Here is a 23,325-nt window from a genome sequence, read left to right as displayed (position 1 = left end):
ATCTAATATGATCCACATCATTAAAATGCAAATGAACTATAGGTCATTATGAGTAATAAATCGTGTACAGGTCAGCAACATATTCACTGTCAAAACTGTAGCATTAGTGAGCTATGCATACCGTTTTCTTTAAACGATAAAGAACTCGATACCTTAGATAATATTATCGATCGTAAGCGACCTATTCATAAAGGTGAGCAAATATTTAATGATGGCCAGCCTATGCATGCATTGTACGCCATCCGTTCAGGTACCTTTAAAACCTACACGGTAAACGAGCAAGGTGAAGAGCAAATTACCGGATTTCATTTAGCAGGTGACTTATTGGGTTTTGATGCCATTGCCAATGCAGAACATCCAAGCTTTGCCAAAGCTTTAGAAACCTCTATGGTCTGTGAAATCCCTTACAACACACTTGATACCTTATCTAACAGCATGCCGAAACTAAAAAAACAAATTTTACGCATGATGAGTACGGAAATTCGTGGCGATCAAGAAATGCTAACCTTGCTGAACCGAAAAAATGCCGAACAACGATTAGCAACGTTTATTAGTACCTTAAGTACTCGTTACCATGCTCGTGGTTTATCGGCGTCAGAGTTTCGTTTGTCGATGACTCGCAGTGATATTGGCAACTATATTGGTTTAACGGTTGAAACCATTAGCCGTTTGCTTAATCGTTTCCATAAAAATGGCTTGATCCAAGTTGATGGCAAACTCATCACCATTTTAGATATTGATAAATTAAACGAGTGCGCAGCGCTTTAACCCCTTCTTACTTTTCTAAATTTCCTTATTGAAACAATTCACGCTATGCTTAGCGTGAATTGTTGTTTATCTTAGAGACGATAATAATTTGATTTAAAACAACTATTATTGACTCAAAGTGGTCTATTGTTATAGTTACAGTAGACAATTGATAAAGGAATTAGATATGGAAAAGTATCAAAAAATACTCGCTATTGTTGACCCAACAACAGAAGATCAAAAAGCTTTAGAGCGTGCACTAGAATTGGCCCGTAAAACAGGCGCTAGCATTACAGCATTTTTGACCATATATGATTTTTCTTATGAAATGACCACCATGCTTTCAAGCGATGAGCGAGAGGCTATGCGTCAATCGGTGATCAACGACAGAACTCAATGGTTACAGTCAATTATCTCAGAGCTTGATGTTGCTGAACTCAGTATTGATTGCCAAGTTATTTGGCATAACCGCCCCTTTGAACAAATCATTGAGCAAGTGCTTAAAAATGGCTACGACATCGTTATTAAGGGCACGCATCAACACGATAAACTAAAATCAGTCATCTTCACACCGACTGATTGGCATATTTTACGTAAATGCCCATGTCCAGTGTTACTGGTGAAAGAACATTTATGGCCAGACAACGGCAATATTGTTGCGGCACTCAATATTGGTAGTGATGAAGAAGAACATCGCTCACTAAACGATAAAATTACCGCCGAAGCCAAACAGTTAACCAAAGTAATGAAAGCTAACTTACACTTAGTTAATTCTTTCCCTGGTACACCCGTTAACATCGCCATTGAAATTCCTGAATTTAATGCCAGCGATTATAATCGTTCGATGTTAAAGCATCATGAAAATGCCATGTTTGAACATGCTAAAGCATTTAATATAAGTAAAGAAAACACTCATATCAAAGAAGGTTTACCAGAGGACGTTATTGAAAGCCTGGCTAATGACTTGGACGCTGAATTAGTGATTCTAGGCACCGTAGGCCGAACGGGATTATCTGCGGCCTTGATTGGTAATACCGCTGAGCATGTTATTGATCGGCTAAACTGCGATGTGTTGGCATTAAAGCCAGATGGTTATATTTCCCCGCTTGATGTCGAGTAGCTCACGACAGTTAATATTTTCTTTTAGAAGCTTGAGCAGAGTCAGTCCTCTGCTTAACTTTTAAAATAAGAAAATTATGACTTTCCTCCAGCTTTATAAGGTAAATCTGCCGATTAGATCTTTTAGAGTATTAGACTCTTGATGTAAGCCATCACATAATTCTTCTGACTTGACCATGTTTTCTTTGGTTTGATCGGCAGAATTAGCAATCATTACGATATTTTGACTTATTTCTGACGTGGCTAATGTTTGCTCTTTTGTAGCCGATGCAACAGAGGTATTCATTTCGGTCAAGTTAACAATTTCGCTGGCAATATTATCCAGCGTACTGCCAGTTTCTTTCAGCCTTTCCGCACTTTCAAGAGTATTTTTACTGCCTAGTTCAATCGAAGATACTGTGGTAGAAGCTTTGGCATTTAGTGTTTCTATCATGTCATTAATTTGTTCTGTCGATTCTGCCGTGCGTTTGGCTAATGTTCTCACTTCATCGGCAACAACAGCAAAGCCTCGCCCTTGCTCTCCTGCTCTAGCGGCTTCAATAGCAGCATTGAGTGCCAACAAATTGGTCTGCTCAGATATGCCCTTAATAACATCTAAAACATTGGTAATGGACTTAATTTCACCAGACAGTTCAGTTACCGACTCAACCGATGTTGCCATTGATGTCTCTAAATTGCCCATCTGCGCTATGGTGTCATTAACAAACTGAGCGCCATTTTGGGTCGTTGCTTCAGTCGCCATTGCAATTTCAGAAGCGCCTTTGGCATTATTTGAAATATCTTGCACGGTGACTTCCATTTCATTCACCGCTGCTGCAACCGTTTGCGTATTAGAAGACTGCCTTTCTGCAAGACCTGCCGCGCCTTGTACTTTCTCTTGCACAAGTTCGGCGATATCTTGCACATGTGTTGCAGAAATAGACACTTGCTTAAACATCTCATGAAGCTGCTGTAAAAATAAATTAAATTTTGTCGCTAAAATCCCAACTTCATTACTCTCATTGGCTGGTAATCTTGCCGTTAAATCACCATCCTTTTCGGTCAGTGCGGTTACCGCATCGGTAATTTCTTCTAGTGGCTTAAATATTTGCCTCGCCAAAATCCTAACTAATGCAAAGCCTATTAATGCTATGACGATACCAAAAATTATATTTTTATTAATGGCTTTATTAAGCGGCCCAGATAATTGCTCTTCAGGGATCTCGGCAACTAAATGCCAATCTAAGGAATCGAGAGAGGTGCTCGAAATCACATACTCTTCAGCATTTATTTTTTTAGTTACCAGTTTTCCTGCTTGCATTGCTAACAGTTCAACAGACTGACCTATTTTAGTCTTGTCACCATGCAGCATGATCTTGCCATCATTTGAAACTAAGTAAACTAGCCCTGACTTACCAATTCGATGGTTACTAACTAAGCTGGTCATCGAATCTAAAGATAGTCCTATGCCAGCGACAGCAACTCGCTTGCTATCAACAACCACAACATAGTTAATAAAGACAACAACTTGATTGGTCAATTTATCAACATCCAAACTTAGCTCAAAGGTTTTATCAGATGCTAGAAAATTATAAAACCAGCTATCATTTTGCTGATCAACTTGCCGGGTAATACCTGCATCGGTGTAATAGTTGCTCGACTGAAGCGACACGATATAGGCACTAATGGCTTTATTCTCTTGCTTAATAACCGACAAGTAGTCAATAAAAGCGGCTTGTTGACTTAGCTCTTCATTGTTTTTAAGCCAGCTACTAACAAATGAATTTTGCGCGATTTCTTTAGAGACCATGATGGGAATTGCGAGCTCTAATTCAATGCCGTTTTTTACTTCGTTTAGTGCCGTTGGTAAATCAACTCTAGCAAGCTTTTCTTCGGTATGGCTACGTATGCTATTGGTGAAAAGTAAAGTTGATACGGTTAAGGGCAGGAGCATGGCTAGGATTAATCCAGCATATACTTTTTGTTTCAATAACATGAATAATCACCTAAAGTTCATTTTGCCAAGTCATAGTTAAAATGAATGTATAATGCCTTGCTAATGCAGCGAGTTTAACATTATGAATTATCAATACATTTACCTAATCACTTTCTCAAGCCTAGGATATAAAATGCAGATATACAAAAAACTCACAAACAAATTCAAGGCTAAATACTAAATATCGTTACTCACAATAACGCTCTGGCATTGCTAGTGCCGCGACACCAGAGTCTACCGCCGCTTGAGCAACGGCTTTTGCCACATTGTTGCATAACCTAGGATCCATAGGACGTGGAATAATATAGTCTTTTCCAAAGCTTAAATGCTCTTCACCAGTAGCTTTTAAAACGCTGTCTGGCACTTGTTCTTTGGCTAATTGACCAATCGCGTGCACAGCGGCTATTTTCATAGCACTATTTATTTTTCTCGCCCGAACATCTAATGCACCTCTAAAAATAAACGGGAAGCACAAAACATTATTCACTTGATTTGGGTAGTCAGAACGCCCCGTTGCCATGATTAAGTCATCACGCACCGAGTGAGCAAGCTCCGGCTTTATTTCAGGATCGGGATTTGAGCAGGCAAATACAATCGGCTTACTCGCCATAGTCAATAGTTGCTGCTCAGTTAATAAATTTGGTCCTGAAACACCAACAAAAACATCGGCGCCAGCAATGGCGTCATCTAATGTCCGTTTATCAGTATTATTGGCAAATAACGATTTATATTCGTTTAGATCCGTTCGACGCGTATGCACAACACCTTTGGTATCTAACATATATATTTTTTCTCGTTGGGCGCCACATTCAATAAGCAACTCCATACACGCTATCGCGGCCGCACCTGCCCCCAAGCAAACAATAACCGCGGTATTAATATCTTTTTCTTGAACTTCTAAGGCATTTAGCATCGCCGCTGCGGTTACAATGGCTGTGCCGTGTTGATCATCATGAAAAATGGGGATTTTACAGCGCTGCTGTAAAGCTTTTTCAATAATAAAACAGTCTGGCGCTTTAATATCTTCTAAATTGATACCACCAAACGTATCGGCAATACTGGCAACGGTATTAATAAACTCGTCAGTGGTTTTATGAGTCACTTCAATATCATAAGAGTCTATATTGGCAAACCGTTTAAATAATAATGCCTTACCTTCCATCACAGGTTTTGATGCCAAAGGCCCTAAATTTCCTAAACCTAATACGGCACTACCATTAGATATCACGGCAACGGTATTGCCCTTGCCGGTATATTTATATACATCATCGATATTATCAGCAATTGCTCGACATGGCTCGGCAACTCCTGGACTATAGGCTAGTGATAAGTCGTCACTGGTTTCTGCTTGGGTAGTGATTTCCACCGCTATTTTTCCAGGCGTTGGGTAGGCGTGATAATTCAACGCCCGTTGTTTAAAGTCGCTCATAGGTAACCTTTATTGAGTTGAGTTAAGCTAAATAATGATGGTGACTAAATCACCAATAAAAATTACTCGATAAATAAGTAATCAGATAAAATGCTAGCTGCATGTCAAATACAGCTAGTTTAGGCACAACTTAAATCGCAATAAGCTGTCGTGTAGAACGTGGAATAAGTGTGGTTTGAGTATCCTACTTTAGAAACGCCAAACCGCTAAAAATTGCACGGTATTGTCATCAGTGTCTTTTTCACCTAACTTGTTTTGCCAATATTGATATTCAATTCCGACAAATAATTGCCCAGCTTTATTCCCTAATGCTTCACCTAAATCTAAACGCACTTGCGGTTGAAACAATATCCAAGATTCTAGTTCAGTGCTGCCAAAGTTATTGGTTTGCTGACGACCATCGATATATTCTAAATGACCTTCGATACTCCAACTCGTTGAGCCAATTTTAAACGGGTAAGCCCATGAAAAATCAATCATAAAGCTTGAATCTTCGTCAACAACGGTAAAAACCGAAGACGAAGCACTACCGCCACCTTGATGTATGTAACTCGTCACATCCACCTGAGCAAAGGCAAAGCCGGGCAAGTCTAATGAAAATCTAACACCAGGTAACAACCATGAACTATCAACCTCTGGGGCGAAGTTGACACCGGCAACAACGCCAATATCTTTGACAATACCAAAAGAGAAATCATTGCCTGTAATCGCACCTAAGCTAAAATTTGAATACCATTCGCCATAAAATTCGCTACTGTCTTCAACAGGAAAATTTGCGTCGTTATTTACACTGTAGCGACTATGGTCGATGAAGAAAAAGTTATCACCGTATTCCCAGCCCCCAGCATGTTGCAAGGTGATGATAGTTGTATCTGCGGTACCACCTGTGCCTACTCGCTCTAATTCTCCAAATGCTTGTAGCTGCACTTCGGTGTTGCTCCATGTTTCAGCAAACACCTGTGTTGAGGCTAATGCTCCAATTGTGATCATTGCTGAAGCAAATTTATTGAGAGTTCTATTGATTTTCATTATTTACCCTTCCTAAATGTCATGTTATTTAGTGATATTTATAATTATTAACTTTGTGTGAAGTCTAAGATTCATGAATAAAACCAGCATAAAGCTAAACCAATTCACCTTATTCAATATAAGAGCAAGATAAGAAAATTACTTTAATTGGTTAAATATTAATTAAATCTAAATTAAAGTTACAAATCCTGACACGTATGTCAACTTGTATTTTTTATGAACAATTTGCATTGTTAAATTCACTAGGTTTTGACAATAACAAAACTTGACACTTGTGACAGGTTTTGTTATCAAAGTACTAGTAATTATTATTTAATCAAATAAAGGCATATCAAAATGAACTTTCAATCATTTAATCCCCCGCGCAGAATCTTAATGGGTCCTGGCCCTTCAGACATTAGTCCAGAAGTTTTAGCTGCATTATCAAGACCCGCAATTGGCCATTTAGATCCCTTATTTGTTGGTATGATGGATGAAGTCAAAGCCTTGCTTCAATACGCATTTCAAACAAAAAATGAATTTACCATTGCACTGTCGGCCCCCGGCTCTGCGGGCATGGAAGCATGTTTTGTTAACTTAGTAGAAGCTGGTGATAAGGTGATCGTTTGCCGGAACGGAGTCTTTGGTGATCGTATGATCCAAAACGTTACCAGAATTGGCGCCGAAGCCATTATTGTAGACTCTCCTTGGGGCCGCGCGGTTGAAGTTGATAAAGTGGAACAAGCACTAATAAATAACCCAGAGGCTAAATTTGTTGCCTTTGTTCATGCAGAAACATCGACTGGTGCCGTATCAGACGCAAAAGCCATATGTGCTCTAGCGCAGCAACATAACTGTCTATCTATTGTTGATGCAGTAACTACACTTGGCGGCATTGAGCTTAAGGTAGATGACTGGGGGATTGATGCTATTTATTCTGGCTCACAGAAGTGTTTGTCTTGTGTGCCAGGGCTATCGCCTATTTCATTTAGCGAGAAAGCAGTTAATGTTATTAAAAATCGTAAAACATCGATACAAAGCTGGTTTTTAGATCAATCTTTAGTGATGAGCTATTGGTCTGGTGACGGAAAACGAAGCTACCACCATACCGCGCCGGTAAACTCACTGTATGGCTTACATGAATCACTAATTCAATTACAAAATGAAGGGATTAAAAACAGGTGGGCTCGCCATAAAACACAACATCAAAACCTTGCTAAAGGTTTGAAAAAATTAGGTATTAAGTTTATTGTTCCTGAAGAAGAGCGTTTACCACAATTAAATGCTATTTATATCCCTGACGGCGCAGACGATGTTAAAGTACGAAACTACTTATTAAACCATTACAACCTTGAAATAGGGGCTGGTTTAGGAGATTTTGCCGGTAAAGCATGGCGCATAGGTATCATGGGCTACGCGGCAAGAAATGAAAATGTTGCCTTATGCTTAACCGCGCTTGAAGATGCATTAAACCAATAATAGATCCCACAATGTGGAATTAAATAGTAAGCGACACAGAGAGCAAAATGAAACATTCAATTGAAGTTTTGATTTCAGAACAAGCAATAAAAGAGCGAGTGAGTCAATTAGGACAGCAAATAAGCCAACATTACCAAAATAGTGATAACTTAGTCATGGTCGGCTTATTACGAGGCTCGTTCGTATTTATGGCCGATTTAACCAGAGCCATTAATGTTAATCATAGCGTAGATTTTATTACTGCCTCAAGCTATGGCAATAGCACTGAAAGCTCTCGAGATGTACATATTCTTAAAGATCTAGATGACGGTATTGAAGGCAAAGACGTATTACTGGTGGAAGATATCATTGATACGGGTAATACCCTAAGTAAGGTGCTAGACGTGCTGAACTTACGGGCACCTAACTCTATTTCAATTTGTACATTGCTAGATAAGCCCAGCCGCCGCGAAGTAAAAGTAGACGTTAAATGGGTTGGCTTTGAAATACCTGACGAGTTTGTTGTTGGTGTCGGTATCGATTACGCGCAACAATATCGCCATTTACCCTACATTGGAAAAGTTGTGCCAATAGCAGACGAAGTTTAAGTAAAGAAATAAAAATGCTCGCGCATAAACCAAAAGCCTAAACAGCTCTTATTGTTTAGGTTTTTTTATATTCTGCAACTTTGTCTAGGTTCTGTATTAAAGCTTGGAATATCTGAGGCTTTAATCCCTTGTTCGAATTATTTATGGCTCGCATTACTGATGTGTTGTTTTAAGGATTCGACTAATCTTGATAAGGTTTTCTTTGCCTTGCCACCCTTTCAAAGCACTTTTTACTTGAGCTTTAATGGTTTGTTATTTACTAATGCCCTTACCTATAGATAATAGGTACTTTCTTGTGCTGACATCCATTTTTTCGATTGCGTATCTTATAGTTGGGCGAGTCATTTTTTCAACATTCTTCTCGATATACATAATGACCTCTTCGTTGTGATGTAGAGAACATACTTTCAATAACCAACCTATACTTTTTTGCACCCACTCATCTTCGTCACTAAGGAGTAAATCACAATTTCTAAAGACTAATTCTTTATCTAAATAGTAGCTAGACTTACCTATTTTTCGTTTGATAAATTTTACCCAAACAACGTTACTAGCCCGCCGACACCAAGATACTTTCGAGTATGCCCAATGCTGTGTTTTTTCAATTAAATGAGGACGAGCAACAAAAAATTGGTAAATTGTTTTTATACATAAATCATCGACATGAGACCAATTGGATGCGTAGTTTTCTAACCAAAATTCAAAACGTAATAATAAATTGTCATCGTAATTATTCTTTACAAACTTATTAATTAAGCCGAAAGCAATCAGCACTTCTTCGCTAAACTCAGCTTTTTGCAAAATACATTCAGTTAAAGCCAGCATTTCTCTTGCCGAAAGTTCAGCATTTTCACATTGAAAATTACTAATGATCAACTTAATATCTGCAGCTGTGGCACCAATACAGTTAATGCCTTTAGGAAAGTAACGACGACTAGATTCTGCCTTTTCAGCAGTGCTGATATTTTCTAAATCACTTTTTATTCTTTTTCGATAAATTTCATACCGGTTCATAATGTAATTTGTCCACAGCTGACAATTGAGTGTAAACGCACCATCAAGGTGCGAAAATAATAACCGGCTAAAATGTGAAGTGGAATACAAGCAAGTGTTATTTGTTCCGCTTGATTGTCTTGTTAACTTACTGTTTACTAGAATGCTTTGTGGTATCGTGGTATTGCCACAACACGTTAATTATTTTCCATTCATTATTTTTATTTTTGTATAAATGCAGGTAATCAATCCAATCATCCACGGTTAATTTTACCGATGCAACTCGATTATCAATATCGAGTATATTGATATCAACCTTCGGAGATGACGGGAATTTGTTACCATCTTTGTTATAGTTTTCAGCCACCCACACCATAGTTTCAAAGTCAGTTTCCAATATAAACTCTGAGCCATCTTTAGATTTCCAGTAAGTTCTTTTAGCGAGCTTTTTATCTAGGCCTCTTTTCATTAAGCTTGATTCAACTTTGTGTTGTGACTCCATGTAATCGAGCACCGCCCTTTTTACATTTTGATTATCAATATCCGCGTCAGCTATTACAGCGCAAGAAAAAAGAACGGATAAGGTTAAAACTATAATACGGTACATTAGACATCCTTAAGTAAGCTACGCCCATTTAAGGGCAAAATTTTCCTGTTAGTTGCTAAATTCTGTGACGTGCCAAAGCTCTCCTGATGGCCCCCACAAATAAATAACTTTACCCCAATGTTCTGTTTTAATTGGCTCATACTTTATGTCGAAACTATCTAGACTAGAGATAAGCTCAAATGCCTCGTTGATATCCAACACCGAAAGTTGCAACATTAAATTGTTAGCAAATTCTTCGTTATAAAACCTTTGAAGGAAAAATGTACATTTGCCACTGGTGAACAAAGATAACTCAGCTGTGACATAATCCATTTCAAAACCTAACGCTTGATAAAAAGACTGAGATAATTCGTAATCCTTACTGGGAATAAAAACTCTAATATCATCAACCTTCATCAGACTCTCCTTATGCCAATGAAAAAAAACATCACACTTTCTTTAATTATTTTAAGACCTTAACAATAATCGAATACACTATCAATCAAGTGGCTGCTTGGGGGAAATGAGAGTTAAGCTATTCGAGAGTTCCTTGGCTCACTAAGTCACTTATTATTTATACAAATTCATTTGATTTCATCGCGTTAAAATTCACCATTGAGGTACCCGAGACTCTATCAATTTCCATAACCAATCACTGATTATTGCAGTGAATAATGACTTGATAACATTGCAGATATGAATACGCAAAAAAAAGGCCTTTCAAAAGAAAGGCCTTTATCTATTCACTTTAAAAGCTGATTAATTTAAAAACATAAACTTGGCAATGAAAAGAACGGTAAGCGCCCAAACACCTTTAGATATTTCACTAGAGCGGCCCGCACCAATTTTAAGCACAGTGTACGTAATAAAACCAAAAGCAATGCCGTTAGCAATAGAAAATGTAAACGCCATCATGATAGTTGTACACACAGCCGGAGCATATTCAGTTAAATCATCCCAATCAAGTCCTCTAACTGAGCTCATCATTAGCATAGCGACATAAATTAACGCACCATCAACAGCGAAACCTGGTAGCATTTGCGCCAACGGTAAAAAGAACATGCCAGCGGCGAATAATAAACCTATCGTCAGCGCCGTTAATCCAGTGCGACCACCGACAGAAACACCCGCCGCAGACTCAACATAAGATGTCACGGGTGGACAACCAAATGCCGTACCGATAACAGACGAGATAGAATCGGCTTTAAGTGACTTACTTAAGCCATGGATTTTACCATTTTTATCTTGTAAATTTGCTCGTTCAGCCACACCCATTAATGTGCCCGCGGTATCAAAAATATTAACGAATAAAAAAGTCACAATCACCGGAATCAGTGCCACTTGAAAAGCACCAGCAACATCAGCTTTCCATAATATAGGTTCAAGTGCAGAAAAATCAGGCACAGCTAGCAGGCCTTTATAAGTAACAAAACCTGAGGCAGGAGCAAAAGATTTCGCTGCTTCAGAAACAACAAAGAAGTCTGTTGGTAATACCCAGGTCATGACAAAGGCTATCAGTGTGGTTGCCGCAATACCGATAAGCACAGCGCCAAAGACCTTACGATAGCTAAGAATAGCGATTAATAAGAAACTTAAAAAACCTAACGCGGGCGCTTCAGGACCAAATTCACCAAAACCAAAGTGTGTAAGATCTGCAATCGCGACAATATTATCCGGGTTTGGTACGACAATTCCTGTAAAACGAAGTCCAATAAAACCTAAAAACAAACCAACACCGGCCGTCATTGCCAGCCGCAAACTCATTGGAATACTATCTAGCATCCACTCTCGCAAACGTGTGACACTCATCAGGACAAATATAACACCAGAGAGGAAAACAGCACCTAATGCAATTTCCCAGCTGTAGCCCATGGCACCAACAACGGAAAAGGTGAAAAAAGCATTCAGCCCCATACCTGGCGCAAGACCAACAGGCCAATTAGCATAAAGCCCCATTAAAATAGTTGCGATCGCTGCACCAAGGCAAGTAGCTAGGAATAACCCATCAAATGGCATGCCTGTTTTAGACATGATAATAGGATTTAAAAACATAATGTAAGACATGGTGACAAAGGTGGTGAGACCCGCCATCAGCTCAGTTTTTACTGTGGTATTATGCGAAGACAGTTTAAAAAAACGCTCTAAAAGCCCAACTCCGCTTTTTTCTTTATCGTAAGTTTTACTTGCTTGTTCCATAACTACAGTTCTCTCGTTGTTTATAAATGAGGCCACTTTTTATATTTTTTAAAGTGTGACCTGTATGTCGCTGAACTACGGCTAAACGTAATTCACTTTAGCTAACCATTAGAAAGAGGCTGTGTTGGACCCTAATTCTTTGTAGCTTACTTAATAAAGCATAAATAAAAGTCAAAGTTAACTGGTAAAACACTTGAAAAATTTCACATTATGAAATTATCAAAATTATAGAACCAAGACCAATAGCTATAAAAACAAAGTAAACAAGCAATAAGCGCAAAATATAAATACTTTTTTTCACATAATGAAAACACCGAAATAGTATAATGAACAACTACGCTGTCTAGCCATCATCATGAACAACCAGTAATTATTTTTCGGTAATATCGCGCCCTTCCTTTTAATTGCTTTTTTTATAATCAGCAATTCATCCTATACCTAAAACAGAAAACCTGTCAACTGTGTCAAGAAATTAGTTTTTATTGTATACTATAGTTCTAGCTTGGTAATGATTAGTAACCATCTTTGCTATATTTTACTTAACCAGTTTATTTTTCAGGCATTTATACGTTATTTAATGCCATTTCTAAATTTTTTTAACATTAGGTCATTATGCTCTCTTTATCACATTTTAACCGACAGACAATTAAAGGTGACATTTTTGGTGCGCTCACATCGACAATTGTTGCTTTACCCTTTGCCTTAGCTTTTGGTGTCACCTCTGGTGCTGGCGCCAGCGCGGGTATTTACTGTGCCATTATCACCGGACTATTTGCCTCCTTATTTGGTGGCACAAACCAACAAATATCCGGTCCGAATACGGGCTTAACCGTTGCTATGGTGGCGATATTAACCAGTTTTGTTGCTCAATCTCCCGAGAATGGCGTTGCGATGGCCTTCACGGTCGTAAGCTTAGCGGGGGTATTTCAACTGCTATTTGGTTTTTTTAAACTCGGCAAATACTTTATTTTAGTCTCGTATCCGGTAATCTCAGGCTTTACCTCAGGCATTGGCGTGTTGATCATACTGTCGCAAATTGAACCACTATTTGGCCATGCCTTACCTGAATTGCAAATGTCATTAAGCACATTCACTAGTACCAATACTCTGCTTGGTTTAGCTTGTTTAGTGGTGCTTTTTTTATGGCCGAAAAAATACAGTCGCATAGTACCTGCTAGTATCATCACTGTCATCGGGGCAACGCTATTTTACGTATTTTCTGAAAGCAGTGTGCCAGTTGTTGGCGCCATTTCCAGTGTGTTGCCGTCATTTAACTTGCCCATTTGGGACAACGCTTTAGCGGGTGAGATGGTCAAGTCAGCATTATTAATTGCCACCTTAAGTACCCTAGATTCATTAATGACATCCTTAACCGTTGATAGTATTAGCAACGACTTGCATGATTCGGATCAAGAGCTTGTTGGTCAAGGCATTGGTAATATCATCGCTGGCTTATTTGGTGCCTTACCGGGTGGTGGTGCGACGATGCGCACAGTTACAAATTTAAGAGCGGGTGGAACAACACCGCTATCTGGCATTCTCCACGCAATATTCATTCTCGCCATTGTACTTTGGGCCGGTGAATATACCGCCTATATTCCAGTCGCTGTTTTAGCGGCAATATTAACCCATGTTGGCATCAGTATTATCGACTGGAACTTTCTTAAACGTATTCATCAAGTGCCACTTTTTAGTGCTAGTTTAATGCTCTCGACTATGGCAATGTCGGTCGTTTTTGATTTAGTCACAGCGGTATTAATTGGTGTATTTATTGCGAACTTAGTCACCATTCGACGTTTATCAGAAATTCAATTAGATAATATCAATTTGTATACCGCCAAAGATGCTGATCACCTTTCCGCCTCAGAAAAGCAATTATTAGCGTCGATGGACGATAGTGTAATATTACTTAATATTTCTGGTCCGATTGGTTTTGGCGTTGCGCGAGGTTTGAAGCAAAGCGTTTCACAGTCAGATCAAAATAAAACTTTACTGTTAGATTTAACCGACGCTCGATTTGTCGGCATTACCAGTACCATAGCCATCGAAGAAATTATTGTCAGCTACCTCAATGAAGGACGCGACATATTATTATCGAGTGTATGTGAACGGGTGCGTAATGACTTTAATAAACTCAACTTACTCGACAAAGTGCCTGCAGAGCATATTTTCGCGACACGAATAGCGGCACTAGAGTATTTAAAACAGAAAACTTCAACCTAGCATTGGCTTTATAACTCATTGCAAATCATGATTTAGCTGGGTGCAAAGAGTCGACGTACTCTTCCTCATGACTCGCCACAGTTACCACTAATAAATCAACTTACCTGAAAAAACTAAAGCGGTTTATCTCCTGAAAGAGATAAACCGCTTTTATTGCCTAAACCACTTGGAAAGGTTCAACTAGCCAGTAATCCTTGCTTATCAATTTACAACATTAGCGCATTGCTAAACTGATAAGAGTTTTAACTGGCTTTTAGCGCTGACATGCTGGCAAACCTATCTACCCCTGCTTGAGCACAACCTAAGTCTTGCTCAGGTGAGCCAGAGCTAACCCCTATGCCGCCAACAACGTTGCCATTGCAAATGATCGGCAAACCACCGCCAACAATACACATTCGCCCACCTAAAGCAGTATGAATACCAAATAAATTATTTTCATGACCCGGAATGCAGGCCTGATTGAACTCATGTGTTCCTTTGCGAGCGGAAGCGGCGGTAAAAGCTTTATCTTGCGAAATGGTAATACTGTGTATTTTTCCACCATCCATTCGTTCAAATGCTAATAAGTTGCCGGATTCATCGACCACAGAAATACACATGGGTATACCTAAGTCTTTTGCCTTATTGACCGCTCCATCGATAATTATTTTAGCTTCCATTTGATTTAGTCTATTTATTGTTAACATAGCTTACTCTCTTTAGTTTTTAAAATTCCTAAATTAAACAAGAAATTAGGTGCTATTTATCAAATGACATCTACACACATATTTAGCACCACTAACCCGCAGCGGCACTGATAACTTATCCTATTTAATATTAAATATATTCGAAGCAATAGCCGATGAGCTCGAGAGTTAATGAACAAGCTTGGTTTTGCCTAACCAACTTAAGCTGAGCTTTTCACATAGCCAAGTTCCGCTGAAATTGACTTGCCCGCTTTTACCAAATCTTTAACCCATTCATCTTTGCGTCTTTGTATGGGCGCCGAAACGGACAAGCCCGCGACAACTTCACCATATTTATCGAAGATAAGTACGCCAATGCAACCCACCCCAACTTCCGCCTCTTCATTGTCATAGGCATAACCTTGCTCAACACAGGTCATACATTCATCAACGAGTTCCGGTAGTTTTGATAACGTGCTACGAGTATAAGTCGGTAAATTAGTTCGCTGAGCATAACCTTTGATACCTTCTTCACCTTCTCGGCCTAACATCATTTTACCAACGCCAGTAACGTGCAACGGCGCGCGGCTTCCGATAATTTGTTGAACATGCATCATCCTATTAGGGATGGATTTTTCAACATAGATCACCACATCACCTTCGCGCGTTGTTAAGTTAATGGTTTCACCAAATTGATCACGCAGCTTTTCCATATAGGGAATAGCGACTTTTCTAAAATCAATACCAGCATTTTGGTGACCCGTAAGTCGTATTAACCGACCACTAAGCTGATATTTTCCTACGCTATCTCTGTCAACAAAGTGATTATCAATCAAAGAATGTAAAATACGAAAAGCCGTTGACGGCGCTAAATTAGTATCAGCACTTAATGCTTTTAACGTCACTGGCATGGTGTAGCGAGATATTGCATCTAATAACATTGCCGCTCGATCGATAACTTGAATGCGAGATTCTGGTTTATTCTTTTTCATAACATTAACTCCCCTACTCGACTCCTCGATTCAACAGCGCCTAAGAGCCAAAAACAAATATACGTCTAATTAGCCATTAAAAGCATAGGTTAAACATTTCACAATGTGAAATATTTTTTAATAGTACAGGCATCCCTTGTGCTTTTATTTATTAACAACAAGAAGTTCTGGTTAAACAAGCAAACAAAAACAAGAAAAATTTCACAATGTGGAATCCCTCTTGTTTGCGCAGCTTAATGATTTTCCATAAAGTGAAATCACTCTGTAAACACCACATAGCATAAACGCGCCTTCAGCCAAACAGCAGTTACTACCTAGAAGCTCGCGACGTTTAACGAATACGAGGAAGAAGTAATGAACGATTCAACCGCTACAGCAATGGATATCCCAACATACGACGATGTAATCGTAGCCCATGAGCGCATTAAACCTTACATTCATAAAACACCAATATTAACCTCGCGCTTTTTAGATGAATTAACTGGCGCAAAGATATTTTTTAAATGTGAGAATCTACAAAAAGCGGCCGCCTTTAAAGTACGCGGCGCCTGCAATGCGGTTTTTGGTTTAAGCGACGAAAAAGCCAAAATAGGTGTCGCCACTCACTCTTCTGGCAACCACGCATTATCACTATCGTATGCTGCAGGGCAACGGGGGATTCCGGTTACGGTTGTGATGCCTAAAACAGCACCGCAAGCGAAGAAAGATGCGGTAATAGGTTATGGCGGTACTATCATCGAGTGTGAACCGTCAACAAGCTCTCGTGAAGCTGTATTTAACGATGTTGTTGCTGCCTCTGGTGCGGATTTTGTTCACCCTTATAACGATCCTAGAGTCATTGCTGGCCAAGCAACCTGTTCAAAAGAGCTAGTTGCTCAAGTTAATGACTTAGACAGTGTTGTTGCGCCAATAGGTGGTGGTGGCATGATTTCTGGTACCTGTCTGACATTATCAACTATTGCTCCTAAGGTAAAAATTTACGCAGCCGAGCCGCTAAATGCTGACGACGCCGCTCGTTCATTTAAAGCCGGTCATATCATTGCCGACGATGCTCCCAACACGGTTGCTGATGGCTTGAAAGTGCCACTGAAAAACCTAACTTGGCACTTCGTAAGAAACCATGTCACCGATATTTTAACGGCAACGGAAGATGAAATTGTTGCAGCAATGAAGCTGATTTGGCTACGAATGAAAATAGTCGTAGAGCCAAGCAGTGCGGTGGCTTTGGCGATTATCCTAAAAAACCCTGACGTATTTAAAGGCCAAAGAATTGGCGTGATCCTGACCGGTGGCAACGTCGATTTAGACAAACTGCCGTGGATGAAGCAATAAAGCACAGGCGCAATAGCCGTGTTTAAGAACATCATTTAAAGAAAAATTTAATTTTGGAGAAGACAATGACAACATCAGATTATTTAGAAGTAGGATATAACATTCCAGCGACGCCGGGCATGGCAGAAGCCGATATTCAAACCCCTTGTTTGGTCGTAGATTTAGATGCCTTAGAGCGTAATATTCGCACTATGGGACAATTAGCTAAGGATATGGGAGTTCGTCATCGCGTCCACGGCAAAATGCATAAATCAGTTGATATTGCTTTTCTTCAAGAAGAGTTAGGTGATAGTTGTGGGGTATGTTGTCAGAAAGTATCTGAAGCCGAAGTGTTTGCTCGTGGTGGCATTAAAGATGTTTTAGTTTCCAATCAAGTACGTGACCCTGCCAAAATTGACCGACTAGCACGTATGCCTAAATTAGGCGCTCGCACGCTTTGCTGTGTTGACGACCTTGATAACGTCGCAGAATTAGCGGCAGCAGTTAAAAAGCACGGTACTGAAATTGAATGTTTAGTAGAAATCGATTGTGGCGCCGGACGTTGTGGCGTTAGCGAAGGTCAACCGGTAGTTGATATTGCCAAAGCGATAGACGCAACGCCTGGTTTAAAATTCGCTGGTATTCAAGCCTACCAAGGTGCAATGCAGCATATGGAAAGCTACCTTGAACGCAAAGAAAAAATTGATATTGCCATAGCCATGGTAGCAAGAACCATAGCAATGCTTAAAACCGAAGGGCTTGAGTGTGACATAGTTGGCGGTGGCGGAACGGGTTCATATTACTTTGAAGGTAATTCTGGCGTATTCAATGAATTGCAATGTGGTTCGTACGCATTTATGGATGCAGATTATCAACGCATTCATGATGAAAGCGGTCAGCGTATTTCTGAGTTCGAAAATGCCTTATTTATTTTAACATCGGTGATGAGTCATACAAAAAAAGACAAAGCGATTTGTGACGCCGGACTTAAAGCACAATCGGTTGACAGTGGCTTACCTTATATTTTTGGTCGCGACGATGTCGAATATATTAAATGTTCAGATGAGCATGGCGTCATCTCAGATCCAACAGGTGCGTTGCAAATAAATCAAAAGTTAAAGCTAGTGCCGGGGCATTGTGACCCGACCTGTAACGTTCATGATTATTATGTTGGCGTTCGCAACGGTAAAGTTGAAAAACTTTGGCCTATTTCTGCACGAGGCAAGGCGTACTAAGTTTATTGTCATTTATAGAAAAGAGGAAAGCTAACCTTTAAATTGTTTCACGTTGCTCCCATTGCGCGAATGTTAAAAGTATTACGATATCCGATATTGAATTACTCCCGACCATCAATGCCGAGGTATCTGCTTTTACAGCCGCCTTTGGGGGCTTTTTAACCAACCTAACTATAGCAACAGGCTTGCTCACTCTCCCTAAGCCGTTGCTATGGTTATGCCCAATTCTTTTACTATTGAAAATCGGGCATTACTTGAGGAAACCAGATGAGTCATTCAACAAACAACGAAAATAAAGGCGTGTCCGTTGTCTCTGAAAGCGTATGTCAAAACCTTATGGGACGAGCAAGTGCCTTCACCGCCGTAGAGAATGTATTTTCAGCGATGGCAAAAAATAGTGCTTATAATTTTCCTGTTATACGAGAAGCCATTGGCCATGAAAATGCTCTCTATGGTTTTAAGTCAGGCTTTGATCACGATGGTATGGTATTAGGATTAAAGTCAGGAGGTTACTGGCCTGGCAATATCGACAAAGGCTTAACTAATCATCAATCCACGGTTATTTTATTCGACCCTGATAGCGGAAAATTAAAGTCACTTGTCGGTGGCAATTATCTAACGGCGCTACGCACCGCAGCATCTTCTGCGGTATCTATAGCGCATTTAGCACGTAAAAATTCTCAGGTTTTAGGTATCATAGGAGCTGGTCATCAATCAACATTTCAGTTAAGAGCCGCCGTTGAGCAAGGTAATTTCAAAAAAGTGCTTGCTTGGAATCTCCATCCTGAAAAATTGATTAATCTTGCCGCCGTATGTGAAGAGTTAAACCTGCCGTTTGAGTCATTAAGTCGTAAAGCACTTTGTTCACAAGCCGACGTGATTATTACCATAACCTCGGCCTTTGAAGCACTAATCGACAAGGATTGGATTAAGCCAGGCACGCATATCGCATGCATGGGAACCGATACGAAAGGCAAACAAGAAGTCGATGAGAAACTATTTGCGCTCGCAACCGTATTCACCGATGAGCTAGCGCAGTCTATCACCATAGGAGAGGCTCAACATGCCGTGAACAATAATGTCATTAAAGCAGCAGACATTATTCCCATCGGCGATGTCATCAATGGTGTTCACAGTGGCAGAACTAGCGACGATGAAATCACCCTTTTTGATGGTACAGGTGTTGGACTACAAGATTTGGCCGTTGCAAGTGTTGCTGCAGAATTGGCTGAGGCTCAAGGACAAGCAACTTACTTTAATTTGTAACAGCCGCTATGATTAAGAGAAAATAAGTCGCTTGTTTTCTCTTATAGTTTCGCGCTAATTAACGAATATAGTTCAAACAACAGCATTAAGGACACAATAATGAAATTCAAGGTTTACCTTTCAGGTGAGATCCACACAAATTGGCGTAATGAAATTATTCAAGCTTGCCAAGAACAAGGCTTAAATTTGGCTTTTTACTCCGCCGTTACCGACCACGACGAAAGTGACAGTGCCGGCGATATTTTAGGTGCTGAAGAAAAACCATTTTGGCGTGATCATAAATCAGCAAAAGTAAACGCGCTGCGAACCAAGGCATTAATCGAACATTGTGATATCGCGATTATACGTTTTGGTGACAAATACAAACAATGGAATGCGGCCTTTGATGCTGGTTATTGCGCGGCACTTAATAAGCCTTATATTACCCTACATAATGAAGAGTTGATTCATGCACTTAAGGAAGTTGATGCCGCAGCCCATGCGTGGGCGACAACAATCGCACAGGTGATAACAACACTAAAATATATCAGTAAATAGCACCGAGATGGCGATTATTTAATACCGCAACCTTTAAGAATAATTTGTGTTAATGACGCAACAACGGCCTCGAAATCGTCATCGTCCATCGCATCTTTATTCAGTGCCGCAATAACTTGCACATTAAAATCAGCGTAATGTTGTGTTGAGCTCCAAATCAAGAATAATAAATGGTGTGGATTAACTTTATCGATTAACCCTTGCGCTATCCATGCTTCAATAACCGCTACTTTACTATTTAACCACTCTTTAAAGTCACTATTTAGGTAATCATGAAGTACCGGAGCACCATGAATTAATTCACTGGCGAAAATTCTTGAGGCATCAGGATCAGTTTTAGAGTACATGATTTTCGCCCGAATATAGGCACTAAGCACTTGTTTTGGCTCATTGTCGGTATTAAAAGTATCGTAATCTCTATTCCATACTTCAATAATATTACTCAGCAACTGCTGATATAAGTCGGTCTTATCTTTAAAATAGTAATGAATGTTAGCACGAGCAATTTCTGCACGTTCGGCAATACGTTTAATGGAAGCGCCTTTAAAGCCATAAGTAACAAACTCTTTTTTCGCTGCATTGAAGATAAGTGCTTTATTTCTTTGTCGAATACTACCTTCGGATACTTTGGTATTTGCCACAAAAACTCCTATAGAAACAATCTATGAAAACTAAAATCAGCGACTTCTTGACACTTATATCAAGAAGTCGCTGATTTTTCGATTATTAAATAGTAAATGTAAGCTTTTTTCAACCGACAATTTTTGATTTCAAGCGTTATTTCGTCACTTAATTTCTTGCTTTTAACTCAACACGGCGCTGATGTAATAAAGGTTCGGTATAGCCACTAGGCTGCTCTTTCCCCTTAAAAATTAAATCCATCGCTGCTTGAAAGGCGATGTTATTGTCAAAATCTGGTGCCATTGGCAGATACATAGCATCAGTTATATTTTGTAAATCAACCACTTTTGCCATACGTTTCAATGACTCTATGACTTGCGATTGAGTCAATATACCGTGATGCAGCCAGTTACAAATATGCTGACTGGAAATACGCAATGTCGCTCTATCTTCCATACGAGCAACATTATTAATATCAGGCACCTTTGAACATCCAATACCGTGGTCAACCCAACGCACAACATAACCTAATAAACCTTGTACGTTATTATCAAGTTCGTGCTGAATCTCTTGCGCAGACAATGCCTGCGGATTTTTGAGTAACGGGATAGTGAGTAAATCAGTTAAATCATCATGTTCAACCGCTGACAGCTCAGTAAGCATGTGCTCTTGTATTTTCGCGACATTGACCTGATGATAATGTAAAACATGCAAAGTGGCGGCAGTTGGTGATGGTACCCATGCACAATTGGCTCCCGATTTAGGATGAGCAATTTTAGTGTTGACCATATTCAACATTTCATCAGGAATGGCCCACATGCCCTTGCCTATTTGTGCTTTACCGTTTAAGCCTGCCTGCAAGCCAATACGGACATTACGTTTTTCATAGGCTTTGATCCAACTTTCATTTTTCATTAGCTCTTTTCGAGCAATAGGCCCTGCATGCATACTAGTGTGAATTTCATCGCCAGTTCTATCTAAAAAGCCAGTATTAATAAAGGCCAAACGGTTTTTGGCCATACGAATACATTCTTTCAGATTTACCGAGGTACGACGTTCTTCATCCATAATGCCCATTTTTATGGTATTAACCGCTAAGCCTAAACATGACTCAATACGAGTAAACAACAGGTTACTAAAGGCAACTTCCTCTGGGCCATGCATTTTAGGTTTGACAATATAAATGCTGCCTTGGCGTGAATTTTTAAATGCTGAGTTACCTTTTAAATCATGTAACGAAATAAGCGTTGTGATCAAGCCATCTAAAATCCCTTCCGGCACTTCTTTATTATCAGCCGTTAACACCGCGTCATTGGTCATTAAATGGCCGACATTACGAATAAAGAGTAAACTACGGCCCGGTAAGATCAGCTCTTGGTTATCACAGGTTTTATAAGTTCTATCTTGGTTAAGTTGGCGAGTCATTGAGACACCATTTTTTTCCAATATTTCCTTTAAATCCCCTTTCATTAACCCCAACCAATTGCGATAAACCTTAGTTTTATCTTCGGCATCAACGGCCGCAATGGAATCTTCACAATCTTGAATCGCACTTAATGCGGATTCGAGAATAATATCGGCGACAGAAGCGGGATCCGTTTTCGCCACGGGCATACTTGGATCAATTTTAATTTCAATATGCAAGCCGTTATTTTTAAACAAAATGGCAGACGGGTTTTGCTCATCACCGGTAAATGCAACAAATTTATCTTGCTCAACTAAACTAACTTGTTGGTTATCTTTTAAGGTCACCACTAGTTTGCCGTTAGCTACTTGATAGCTGATCACATCGACATGGCTGCCGTGAGTAAACGGTAAGATCTCATCTAGAAATTGACGCGCGTAGGCTTGTACTCGCGCACCACGAACGGGATTATAATTCTTGGTTATTTCTGCGCCATCATGCTCACTAATTACATCCGTACCATAAAGCGCATCATATAAACTTCCCCAACGAGCATTGGCGGCATTTAACGCAAATCGAGCATTCATTAACGGCACGACAAGTTGCGGCCCGGCAACAGTTGCCACTTCTTCATCAACATAAGATGTATTTATTGAAAAATCTTCTTGCTCTTGAACTAGGTAGTCAATATCAGTTAAAAATTCTTGATATTTCTTTTGCTCGAAAGGTTGATTGTTAACATCTAAGTGCCAAGCATCTATTTGCTCTTGCAGATATTGACGCTTAACTAATAAGGCTTCATTTTTGGGAGTGAATTCATCAAATACTTTGGCAAAAGATTGCCAGAAGTCTTCAGCATCAATACCAGTACCAGGCAGAATTTCATGCTCTACCAAGTTATACAAAGATTCTGCAACTTTATAACCATGTTTAATTACGCGTTCATTCATA

20 protein-coding genes are annotated in these 23,325 nt (G+C 39.6%); 9 read left to right on the top strand and 11 right to left on the bottom strand.

Translation table 11 applies throughout. The annotated features are described in order from the left end of the window. Positions 1-48 precede the first annotated feature (48 nt). Positions 49-768 (top strand): fumarate/nitrate reduction transcriptional regulator Fnr, encoded by a 720-nt coding sequence (gene fnr / locus AC27JP_RS12615; protein ID WP_487115595.1) that lies wholly within the window; start codon positions 49-51, stop codon positions 766-768. 166 nt (positions 769-934) lie between these two features. Beyond that, entirely contained in the window at positions 935-1,867 is a 933-nt protein-coding gene (gene uspE / locus AC27JP_RS12610) for a universal stress protein UspE (RefSeq protein WP_487115593.1), read from the top strand. 93 nt (positions 1,868-1,960) lie between these two features. Here the strand turns inward: uspE and AC27JP_RS12605 are convergent, their stop codons facing one another. From AC27JP_RS12605 to AC27JP_RS12595, 3 genes are all read right to left on the bottom strand, one after another. Next, positions 1,961-3,841 carry a methyl-accepting chemotaxis protein gene (locus AC27JP_RS12605; protein ID WP_487115591.1) on the bottom strand — a complete coding sequence of 627 codons (1,881 nt, stop codon included), beginning with the start codon at positions 3,839-3,841 and terminating at the stop codon, positions 1,961-1,963. 187 nt (positions 3,842-4,028) lie between these two features. Further along, positions 4,029-5,270: a malic enzyme-like NAD(P)-binding protein gene (locus AC27JP_RS12600; protein ID WP_487115589.1), complete on the bottom strand. Its 1,242-nt coding sequence runs from the start codon at positions 5,268-5,270 to the stop codon at positions 4,029-4,031. 189 nt (positions 5,271-5,459) lie between these two features. After that, positions 5,460-6,299, bottom strand: a complete 840-nt coding sequence (locus AC27JP_RS12595) for a hypothetical protein (protein ID WP_487115587.1) — start codon at positions 6,297-6,299, stop codon at positions 5,460-5,462. A 336-nt stretch (positions 6,300-6,635) separates the two neighbouring features. On the opposite strand from AC27JP_RS12595, the gene AC27JP_RS12590 reads away from it, so the two are divergent. Together AC27JP_RS12590 and hpt are read left to right on the top strand one after the other, a co-directional pair. Next, a complete protein-coding gene (locus tag AC27JP_RS12590; protein ID WP_487115585.1) occupies positions 6,636-7,757 on the top strand; it encodes a pyridoxal-phosphate-dependent aminotransferase family protein in 1,122 nt (373 codons plus the stop codon). A 47-nt stretch (positions 7,758-7,804) separates the two neighbouring features. Further along, on the top strand, positions 7,805-8,344 hold the full coding sequence (gene hpt, locus AC27JP_RS12585) for a hypoxanthine phosphoribosyltransferase (RefSeq protein WP_487115583.1): 540 nt from the start codon (positions 7,805-7,807) through the stop codon (positions 8,342-8,344). A gap of 252 nt (positions 8,345-8,596) precedes the next feature. Here the strand turns inward: hpt and AC27JP_RS12580 are convergent, their stop codons facing one another. The 4 genes from AC27JP_RS12580 to AC27JP_RS12565 all read right to left on the bottom strand — a co-directional run bounded on the left by AC27JP_RS12580 (position 8,597) and on the right by AC27JP_RS12565 (position 12,119). Continuing rightward, a complete protein-coding gene (locus AC27JP_RS12580; RefSeq protein ID WP_487115581.1) occupies positions 8,597-9,358 on the bottom strand; it encodes a DNA alkylation repair protein in 762 nt (253 codons plus the stop codon). Between the two features lie 127 nt (positions 9,359-9,485). Then, positions 9,486-9,944, bottom strand: a complete 459-nt coding sequence (locus tag AC27JP_RS12575) for a nuclear transport factor 2 family protein (protein ID WP_487115580.1) — start codon at positions 9,942-9,944, stop codon at positions 9,486-9,488. 48 nt (positions 9,945-9,992) lie between these two features. Beyond that, the gene (locus tag AC27JP_RS12570) at positions 9,993-10,340 is read right to left on the bottom strand and encodes a VOC family protein (RefSeq protein ID WP_487115578.1); all 348 of its coding nucleotides are present in this window, start codon (positions 10,338-10,340) and stop codon (positions 9,993-9,995) included. 342 nt (positions 10,341-10,682) lie between these two features. Beyond that, positions 10,683-12,119 (bottom strand): NCS2 family permease, encoded by a 1,437-nt coding sequence (locus tag AC27JP_RS12565; RefSeq protein WP_487115576.1) that lies wholly within the window; start codon positions 12,117-12,119, stop codon positions 10,683-10,685. Positions 12,120-12,731: 612 nt separating this feature from the next. On the opposite strand from AC27JP_RS12565, the gene AC27JP_RS12560 reads away from it, so the two are divergent. Then, entirely contained in the window at positions 12,732-14,342 is a 1,611-nt protein-coding gene (locus AC27JP_RS12560; protein ID WP_487115574.1) for a SulP family inorganic anion transporter, read from the top strand. Positions 14,343-14,584: 242 nt separating this feature from the next. On the opposite strand, the gene AC27JP_RS12555 is transcribed toward AC27JP_RS12560, so the two are convergent. Further along, positions 14,585-15,028 carry a GlcG/HbpS family heme-binding protein gene (locus tag AC27JP_RS12555; RefSeq protein WP_487115572.1) on the bottom strand — a complete coding sequence of 148 codons (444 nt, stop codon included), beginning with the start codon at positions 15,026-15,028 and terminating at the stop codon, positions 14,585-14,587. Positions 15,029-15,228: 200 nt separating this feature from the next. Continuing rightward, positions 15,229-15,999 (bottom strand): IclR family transcriptional regulator, encoded by a 771-nt coding sequence (locus tag AC27JP_RS12550; protein ID WP_487115570.1) that lies wholly within the window; start codon positions 15,997-15,999, stop codon positions 15,229-15,231. Positions 16,000-16,353: 354 nt separating this feature from the next. On the opposite strand from AC27JP_RS12550, the gene bhcB reads away from it, so the two are divergent. From bhcB to AC27JP_RS12530, 4 genes are all read left to right on the top strand, one after another. Further along, positions 16,354-17,331: a beta-hydroxyaspartate dehydratase BhcB gene (gene bhcB / locus AC27JP_RS12545; protein WP_487115568.1), complete on the top strand. Its 978-nt coding sequence runs from the start codon at positions 16,354-16,356 to the stop codon at positions 17,329-17,331. A 65-nt stretch (positions 17,332-17,396) separates the two neighbouring features. Then, positions 17,397-18,545 carry a 3-hydroxy-D-aspartate aldolase BhcC gene (bhcC, locus tag AC27JP_RS12540; protein ID WP_487115566.1) on the top strand — a complete coding sequence of 383 codons (1,149 nt, stop codon included), beginning with the start codon at positions 17,397-17,399 and terminating at the stop codon, positions 18,543-18,545. Positions 18,546-18,812: 267 nt separating this feature from the next. Next, positions 18,813-19,811: an iminosuccinate reductase BhcD gene (bhcD, locus tag AC27JP_RS12535; RefSeq protein WP_487115564.1), complete on the top strand. Its 999-nt coding sequence runs from the start codon at positions 18,813-18,815 to the stop codon at positions 19,809-19,811. Between the two features lie 99 nt (positions 19,812-19,910). Beyond that, positions 19,911-20,348 carry a YtoQ family protein gene (locus AC27JP_RS12530; protein WP_487115562.1) on the top strand — a complete coding sequence of 146 codons (438 nt, stop codon included), beginning with the start codon at positions 19,911-19,913 and terminating at the stop codon, positions 20,346-20,348. Between the two features lie 14 nt (positions 20,349-20,362). On the opposite strand, the gene AC27JP_RS12525 is transcribed toward AC27JP_RS12530, so the two are convergent. Continuing rightward, on the bottom strand, positions 20,363-20,989 hold the full coding sequence (locus AC27JP_RS12525) for a TetR family transcriptional regulator C-terminal domain-containing protein (RefSeq protein ID WP_487115560.1): 627 nt from the start codon (positions 20,987-20,989) through the stop codon (positions 20,363-20,365). 148 nt (positions 20,990-21,137) lie between these two features. Then, entirely contained in the window at positions 21,138-23,324 is a 2,187-nt protein-coding gene (locus tag AC27JP_RS12520) for a malate synthase G (protein ID WP_487115558.1), read from the bottom strand. Between the last annotated feature and the right edge of the window lies 1 nt (position 23,325).

The sequence above is a fragment of the Colwellia sp. SU-HH01172 genome (assembly GCF_057553355.1).
Note: the sequence above shows the minus strand (reverse complement) of the source record. Positions and strands in the feature narration are given on the sequence as shown.